The sequence below is a fragment of the Amaricoccus sp. genome (genome assembly GCF_017995835.1).
Taxonomy (GTDB): Bacteria; Pseudomonadota; Alphaproteobacteria; order Rhodobacterales; family Rhodobacteraceae; genus Amaricoccus.
Genome location: NZ_JAGOID010000123.1, coordinates 1 through 7,742 on the forward strand (window position 1 = coordinate 1; position 7,742 = coordinate 7,742).

General features: G+C 70.8%; 7 protein-coding genes and 1 pseudogene. 7 read left to right on the forward strand and 1 reads right to left on the reverse strand.

Translation table 11 applies throughout. From position 1 onward, the window contains the following. From KBA23_RS14590 to KBA23_RS14605, 4 genes and pseudogenes are all read left to right on the forward strand, one after another. Positions 1 to 445, forward strand: a 445-nt coding sequence (locus KBA23_RS14590; RefSeq protein ID WP_290742296.1) for an alpha/beta fold hydrolase, incomplete at its 5' end; no start/stop codon positions are given. Continuing rightward, positions 442 to 1,419: a threonine/serine dehydratase gene (locus KBA23_RS14595; RefSeq protein ID WP_290742299.1), complete on the forward strand. Its 978-nt coding sequence runs from the start codon at positions 442 to 444 to the stop codon at positions 1,417 to 1,419. The genes KBA23_RS14590 and KBA23_RS14595, both read left to right, overlap by 4 nt. 316 nt (positions 1,420 to 1,735) lie before the next feature. Further along, positions 1,736 to 2,569, forward strand: a complete 834-nt coding sequence (locus tag KBA23_RS14600; protein WP_290742302.1) for a LysR family transcriptional regulator — start codon at positions 1,736 to 1,738, stop codon at positions 2,567 to 2,569. Positions 2,570 to 2,986: 417 nt separating this feature from the next. Further along, positions 2,987 to 3,865 (forward strand): annotated as a pseudogene (locus KBA23_RS14605) (carbamate kinase); the annotation flags it as partial. Positions 3,866 to 3,868: 3 nt separating this feature from the next. Here KBA23_RS14605 and KBA23_RS14610 read toward each other — a convergent pair. Then, positions 3,869 to 4,180 (reverse strand): hypothetical protein, encoded by a 312-nt coding sequence (locus tag KBA23_RS14610; protein ID WP_290742304.1) that lies wholly within the window; start codon positions 4,178 to 4,180, stop codon positions 3,869 to 3,871. A gap of 312 nt (positions 4,181 to 4,492) precedes the next feature. On the opposite strand from KBA23_RS14610, the gene KBA23_RS14615 reads away from it, so the two are divergent. From KBA23_RS14615 to KBA23_RS14625, 3 genes are all read left to right on the forward strand, one after another. Further along, complete coding sequence (locus KBA23_RS14615; RefSeq protein WP_290742307.1) at positions 4,493 to 5,341, forward strand: Na+/H+ antiporter NhaC family protein; 849 nt, start codon at positions 4,493 to 4,495, stop codon at positions 5,339 to 5,341. A 690-nt stretch (positions 5,342 to 6,031) separates the two neighbouring features. After that, positions 6,032 to 6,499, forward strand: a complete 468-nt coding sequence (locus tag KBA23_RS14620) for a hypothetical protein (RefSeq protein ID WP_290742310.1) — start codon at positions 6,032 to 6,034, stop codon at positions 6,497 to 6,499. Between the two features lie 680 nt (positions 6,500 to 7,179). Next, a complete protein-coding gene (locus KBA23_RS14625) occupies positions 7,180 to 7,590 on the forward strand; it encodes a DUF3300 domain-containing protein (RefSeq protein ID WP_290742313.1) in 411 nt (136 codons plus the stop codon). The last annotated feature ends 152 nt before the right edge of the window (positions 7,591 to 7,742 follow it).

The following is a 7,742-nucleotide window of genomic DNA, read 5'->3' on the forward strand; positions in this document are numbered from 1 at the left end:
CATCATGAGCTATCTCGGGATCGCGCCCCGGGCGAAGACCCTGAAGGAGGGCGCCGACGCACTGGCGCGCCGCATGGGCGAACGCTTCCCCGGGCTGGCGCGCGAGAAGTGGCTCTCGCTCGCCCGGCGCTGGTTCGACGAGACCCCGGACGGGCTCGCGCTCAACTACGACCCGCGCATCCGCGACGCCTTCGAGGCGACCGCCAACCATCCGCCGGCCGACCTCTGGCCGCTCTTCGACGCGCTGGCCGGCGTCCCGACGGCGCTGGTGCGCGGCGCCAACTCCGATCTCCTGAGCCGCGAGACCGTGGAGCGGATGCGGGCGCGACGCCCGGACCTGATCGTCGCCGAGGTTCCCGACCGCGGCCACGTCCCCTTCCTCGACGAGCCCGAGGCGCTGGCCGCGCTGGAGGCCCTGCTGGCCCGGGTCGAGAGCCGGGCTTGAGCGACATCTACCGCATCCGCGCCGCCGCCGCGCGCGCCCGCGGGCATGTCCGGCGCACGCCGCTGCTCTCCTCGGCCGCGCTCGACGCCCGCGCTGGACGGCGGATCTGGGTCAAGGCCGAGTGCCTTCAGGTGACGGGCTCGTTCAAGGCGCGCGGCGCCTGGGCCGCCGTCTCGGCGCTCGCCCCGGAGGTGCGCGCCCGAGGGGTGATCGCCTTCTCCTCCGGCAACCACGCGCAGGGCGTCGCCTGGGCCGCCGCCGCCCATGGCGCGCCTGCCGTCATCCTGATGCCGCAGGACGCGCCGGCGGTGAAGATCGAGGGCACGCGCGCCCTCGGGGCCGAAGTGGTGCTCTACGACCGGCTGACCCAGGACCGCGCGGCGCTGGCCGTCGGGATCGGCGGCGACCGCGGCCTGACGCTGATCCCGCCCTACGACCACCCCGAGGTGATCGCCGGGCAGGGCACGACCGGGCTCGAGATCGTCGCCGACGCCGCCGAGGCGGGGATCGCCGCGGCCGAGGTGCTGGTCTGCTGCGGCGGCGGCGGGCTCGCCTCCGGCATCGCGCTGGCGCTCGAGGCCGAGGCGCCGGCGTTCCGGGTGCGCACGGCCGAGCCCGCGGGCTTCGACGACATGGCCCGCTCGCTCGCCTCCGGCGACAGGGTGAGCAACCCGGCGGCCACGGGCTCGATCTGCGACGCCATCCTGACCCCGCGCCCCGGCGCGATGACCTTTCCGATCCTGCGCGAACGCGCGGGGCCCGGCCTCGCCGTCTCCGATGACGAGGCGCTGGCGGCGATGTCGCTCGCCTTCTCGCACCTCCACATCGTGCTCGAGCCCGGCGGCGCCGTGGCGCTGGCCGCCGCCCTCTTCCGCGGCGACGAACTCGCCACGGGCGACGTGATCGCCGTCGCCTCCGGCGGCAACGTCGAATCTGCGCTGTTCGCGGAGGCGATCGCGCGCTATCCGGCGTGAGCGAGCGACGCCCGGCCCGTGCCGGCCAGCACTGAACGAGACCCCGCTCCGGCGGGCCGGCTCCGGCCCAGGAGGAAACGCAACAGCAGGAGCCGGCGGCGGCGGCGCCGCCAGCGCCGGGCCGAGGCGACGCGCCGGCGGATGATCGCCGCCTCGCATGGCGGGGCGCACTCCGGGCGGGGGACCTGGAGGTATGGGTGGTTCACGACGAGCGGGAGCAACATCCGTTTTCCTTTCATCCTTGATGGGACCGGCCTAACATGGCCGCCGGTACAGACCCGCTGCAGACCGGTTTCACGCAAGCCAATCTTCAGAAATGAAACAAACCATCGATCTCGACGACGTGGCGCTCTTTCTTGCCGTGGCCGATGCGGGCGGGCTGGCTGGCGCCTCGCGCGCAACCGGCGCGAGCGTGCCGACGCTGGGCCGCCGCATGGCCGAGCTTGAGCGTCGATCGGGAAGGCGGCTGTTCGAGCGCGGCCCGCGCGGCTATTCGCTGACCGCCGAGGGGCGGGGCCTTCTGGCGGAGGCCGAGGCGCTGCGCGGGGCGGCGGGGCGGCTGGAGCGTTGGATCGCGGGGGCGCGCAGGACGCCTCGGGTACGCATCACCGCGGGCCTCTGGACCTCGCGGCTGATCGCGCGGCGTATCGGTTCGTTCTGGAAGCCCGCGGACGGCTGGGTGCCGGAACTGCTGGCCTCGAACGCCACTGTCGACATCGCCCGGCGCGAAGCCGATATCGGCGTCAGGAACCGCCGCCCGGACCAGCCTTGGCTGGCGGGGCGACGGACGGGGTTCGTCGGCTACGCGATCTATGGGGCGGGACCGGGGGTCGAGGGCTATGTCGCGCTGAGCGAGGGCGCCCCCGACACGCCCTCTCAGCGCTGGCTCGCCGCCAATCGCGGCGACGCGATCGTCACGACGGCAAGCGACATGCGGCTCGCGCTCGACCTGGCGCTGGCGGGGATCGGGCGGATCCTGCTGCCGACGTTCGCAGGAGACGCGGAGGCCGGGCTGGCGCGGCTGTCGGAGCCGATCGCCGAGATCGGCCACGAGGAGTGGATGGTCTGCCACCACGACGCCCGCCACGACCCGCCGGTGCGCGCGGCGCTCGAGGCAGTGGCGGCGTTGCTCGGCGCGCCGCGGGGCTGAGTTGGTCTACGGAAGCGATCGCTCGGCTGCGCCCCACGCAGGCCAGTCTTGCGCCTCGGATTCCTCCCCGTGCCGATCAGGTCGCGCGCCAGGATCGGCGGGACTTGCGTACGGTCGCCTCACCCGACAAGGCGATCCGTCCCGCTCCCTGGCCGATGGTCCCCCTCGGCCCGCGCTTGCGGCGCGTGCCGACCGGATCGCGCGGGCGCAGCCGGGGCTGCGCGGTGCAGGCCATGCCGAACCGATCAACCGGAGCTCGCCTCCTCAGGCCGCCCGCCCGCCGTTAACCTCCCAATCCCGACTTCTTTCCTATGCATACGCCTCGTGCATGGTTCGTGCATGGATCGTGCATCCCGCCGCGCGTCGTAAACCTTTGCCCGACGCCAGCTTTCCGCCCGGCCGCTCCTCCCCCGGCTCAACCAGCGGCGGAACGCCCGCATCGCGGCCGAGGCGCTCGCGCCGCTCTGCGCCGACAACGAGGTCGTCATCACCCACGGCATCGGCCCGCAGGTCGGGCTCTTGGCGCTGCAGGAGATCGCGTATCCGGGCGAGGACGCGCCGCTCGACGTGCTCGGCGCCGAGACCGAGGGGATGATCGGCTACATGATCGAGCAGGAGCTCGGCAACGTGCTGCCGTTCGAGCAGCCGCTCGCCACGCTCCTGACCATGGTCGAGGTCGACCCCGACGACCCGGCCTTTGCCGATCCGACGAAGTTCGTCGGCCAGGTCTACGACGAGGCCGAGGCGAAGGCCGAGGCCAAGGCCAAGGGCTGGGTGGTGAAGCCCGACGGCGACAAGTGGCGTCGCGTCGTCCCCTCGCCGCTGCCCAAGCGCATCTTCCAGCTCCGCCCGATCCGGTGGCTGCTCGAGAAGGGCTCGGTGGTGATCGCCGCCGGTGGCGGCGGCATCCCGACGATGTACGAGAAGGGCACCCGCCGGCTCGTCGGCGTCGAGTGCGTCATCGACAAGGACCGTGCCACGGCGCTCCTCGCCCGCGAGATCGGGGCTGGCGTCTTCGTCTGCGCCACCGATACTTACGCGGTCTATCTCGACTGGGGCAAGCCCGGCCAGCGGGCGATCCGCTGGGCGACCCCCGACGCGATGGACGAACACTCGTTCCCGGCCGGCTCGATGGGGCCGAAGGTCGAGGCGGCGCAGGAGTTCGCGCGGGCGACCGGCGGCCGCTCGGTGATCTGCGCGCTGGCCGACGTGCCGGCCGCGGTGCGTGGCGACAAGGGCACCACGATTGCCGACCAGCCGGCGGACGACGATGCGGACGGAATCGCGTTCCACTGAAGGTCAGGCCATGCGCGTCAGGCGGTCCAGCACACCCGAGCCGCTCGGCCTCGCCGCCGCCCTCGTTCCGGTCGCGGCGTTGGTCGGCCTGCTCGGCCTCTCCCTCTTCCTGTTCGGCGACGCCGCCGCCGCCGGTCCCAACCAGGTGGCGCTGGTCTTCTGCTCGCTCGTCGCCACCTGGGTCGCCTGGCGCCACGGCCATTCGATCGTCGACCTCCGCGACGCCGCCGTCGCCAGCGTCAACACCGGCCTCTCGGCGATCTTCATCCTGCTCGCGGTGGGCGCGCTGATCGACACCTGGGCGCTCAGCGGCACGCGCCATGGTCTACTACGGGCTGAAGCTCCTGAGCCCCGACTACTTCTACGTCACCGCCTGCCTGATCTGCGCCGTGGTCGCGCTCTCGATCGGCAGTTCGTGGACGGTCGCCGGCACCATCGGCATCGGGATGATGGGGTCGCGCAGAAGATGGGACTCGATCCGGCCATCACCGCCGGCGCCATCCTCTCGGGCGCCTACTTCGGCGATAAGTCCTCGCCCCTCTCCGACACCGCCAACCTCGCCTGCGCCGCCGCCAACCTCTACGACCACGTGCGCGGTCGCTCTGGACCTCCCTGCCGGCGCTCGCGGTGGCGGTCCTCGGCTTCTGGCTGCTCGGCTCCCCCGGTGACTTCGACGCCAGCGGGGTGGCGGGCGGCATCGAGGCCGCGTTCCATCCGTCGCTCCTGCACTTCCTGTCGCTGCTCGTCGTGCTGGCGCTGGCGCTGCTCCGCTGGCCGCCCTTCGTCACCATCTTCCTCGGCGCCCTCACCGGCGGCGTTCTCGCCGTCGTCGACGCGCCGGAGCGGGTGATCGCCTTCGCCGGCGCCGAGCTGCCACCCGGCCTCGCCCTGCTCAAGGGCGTCTGGGCCGCGCTGGCCACGGGCTACGTCTCCGCCACCGGCGAGCCGGCGGTCGACCAGCTGCTGTCCCGCGGCGGCACGGAGAGCATGCTCGGCACCGTCGGGCTGATCCTCGTCGCCCTCGCCTTCGGCGGCATCGTCGAGAAGGCCGGCGTGCTCGATCGTCTGATCGGTCCGGTGATCGGCGCGGCCCGCTCGACCGGCGCCCTCGTGGCGGCGCTCGTCGGCGCCGCCTTCGCTACCAACGTGCTGGCGTCCGACCAGTACATCGCCGTGGTGCTCCCGGGCCGCATGTTCCGCGGCGCCTTTGCGGATCGCGGGCTCGCGCCGGTGGTGCTCTCGCGCGCACTCGGCGACTCAGGGACCGTCACCTCGCCGCTCATCCCCTGGAACAGCTGCGGGGCCTACATGGCGGCAACCCTCGGCGTCGCCACGACCGTCTACGTCCCCTTCGCTTTCTTCACCCTCGTCAATCCCCTCGTTTCGATCGCCTTCGCCTTCCTCGGCCTTCGCATGCTGCGGACGGCGACGCCCCCGACTCCCGATTCGACCGGCCCCAAGGCCGACCAACCCTGAAACGAAGGAGCCTCGTCATGTTTCCGACAGGATCGCGGCGCACCACCGCCGCCGCGCTCGTCGCCCTCGCCACGGCCGCCCCGGCCGCCGCCCAGCAGGCAAGCACCGCCGACATCGACAGGATGATGGTGGTGATCGAGGCCCAGCAGCAGCAGATCGACACCATGCGTGCCGAGTTGAACGCGCTCAAGGCCGAGCACACCGCCACCGCGGCGCCGCGCCCGGCGGCCGCCCCGATGGCGGTCGTGGCCGCTCCCGCCGCGCCATCGCCGGACGAGGATGATCGCACGGAGGCCCAAATGGTCGCCGAGGGCTTCACGTGGATCGACCGGAGCGGCCGGTCGCTCACCCTCTCCACGCAGGTCAATTCGGCCTTCAACGTCGTCGACGACGGGATCTCGACCGACGTTTTCATCATCGACAACGACACGTCCGGTACCCGCTTCCGCCTCGACGCCGACGCACCGCTCGGCCAGACCACCCTCGGCGCCACACTCGAGATCGGCGCGAGCCCGAACAACTCCTACGACGTCAACCAGCTCAACGCGCAGACCGACGCCGACTTCAACGTGCGCCGCGCCGAAGTGACGTTCCGCGACGATCGCTACGGCCGGCTGCAGCTCGGCAAAGGGCTCGAGCGCGGCCGACGACACCGCCGAGTACGACCTCTCGCTCGTCGCCGGCCCGATCATGTACGCGGGCGTCGCCGACATCGCTGGCGGCATCCTGTTCACCGACGGCGTCGACTACAGCGACACCAAGGTCGGCGACGCATTCTTCGACTTCGACGGCGACCGGCTGGGCCGCATTCGCTACGACAGCCCGATGTTCGGCCGCGTGCGGGGCTCGGCCTCCTACGGCCAGGACGACCAGTGGGCGGCGGCGGTGACCCTCGGCGGCGACTACGGCGACTGGAGCGGCTGGACCGTCGGCGACTTCACGCTCCTTGCGGCAGCCTCGGTCTACAATACGGAGGACGACAACGTCGACTACGCATGCGCCGCGGGGTCCTACTTGCACGATCCGACAGGGGCTCAGCCTTACGCTCTCGACCGGCGGCTACAAGCTCGACGAAGGCGACGATCCCTCGAACGTCTACGCCAAGGTCGGCTGGGACACCTCCTTCTGGCCGCTCGGACCGACCGGCTTCGGCGTTGACTATACCCATGGCGAAACCATCTCGAGCGACGGCGCCGACGGCAAGTCCTATGGCCTCGCGGCGGTGCAGAGGATCGAGCGCTACGGCATCGACCTCAACGGTCAGCTTCGCTGGTACGAGATCGATGACGGGGCCGAGCCCGACCTGAGGAATATCACGGTCGGTACCTTCGGCACGAAGTTTACCTTCTGATGATCAGGCACTGCACGAAAATCAACCTGCGTCCCGCTGGCGCTCGGCCCGGCAAGTCAGGGGCTTGCGCCGCGGGATTCGACGCAGGCCGCCGGACAGAGTTCCTGTTCGGCTATGATCATGTCGAGTAGACTCGGGCTGCACGATTCGGCACCGGTGGTGCCGGATCAAGACAGGAGTGTCGGAACGAAGATGTCCTCTTATACCGGCGAGTCTACCAGGCCACCCGGCGCAGCGCGGGCTAACACGCGTGATAGATAGGGTAACTACCTGAGTATAAACGATAAAATCGTCAAAGACCAAAAAGCGCCCGCGAGTCGTTTCATGAGCCCGCCGGTATTACCGGCTGCCTTCTCTTCGGTCGTCGACCCGGCGCTTCACTGTTCGAGGGCTGACCACGGCCGTGCTTGGGGCTTCTGCGCTGTCACCCGCGGCGGCCCAGGTCCTGGTCGGCGACGGGTCCGTCACGTGCGGGTCCTTCCATGTCGTGGCGAGTGGCGACACGCTGAGCCGACTGGCCGAACGCGCCTATGGCGACCCGATACTCTACGGCTTCATCGCCGACGCGAACTGGGACGCGCTCGGCGGCGATCAGGAAAACATCTCGGTCGGCATGTCGCTCACGGTCCCCTGCGTCGACGCGAGCGGCCAGGTGCTGACGCCCGAGCAGGCCGCGGAGGCGGCAGAAACGTTGGAGGTCGTGGTCCTGGCCGAGGGCCCCCTCACACCGGAGGAGCTGGAAACGTTGTTCGGACCCGCGGCACTCTTCCCGGACCAGGTGCTGACGTCGGTGCTCGTCGCGGTCACCGTTCCGCTCGATGTGGTGAAGGCCGGGCGCTTCGTGGAGGGGTCAGAGCGTGTGAATCTTTCGGCAAATCGGCCGATTGTGGCCGAATAACCGATTGATTTCATTTGGCATGGTTGCATGGTTTCGTCAACCTTCGAAAGATTTACGCGCTCTCATCGGCTCTCTCGGACCAGGAACGCGCGGCGCAGGCCGTCGACCAGCCGTGGGGTGACAGCGTCCGCGAACTCGCCGCCGGCTTCCCG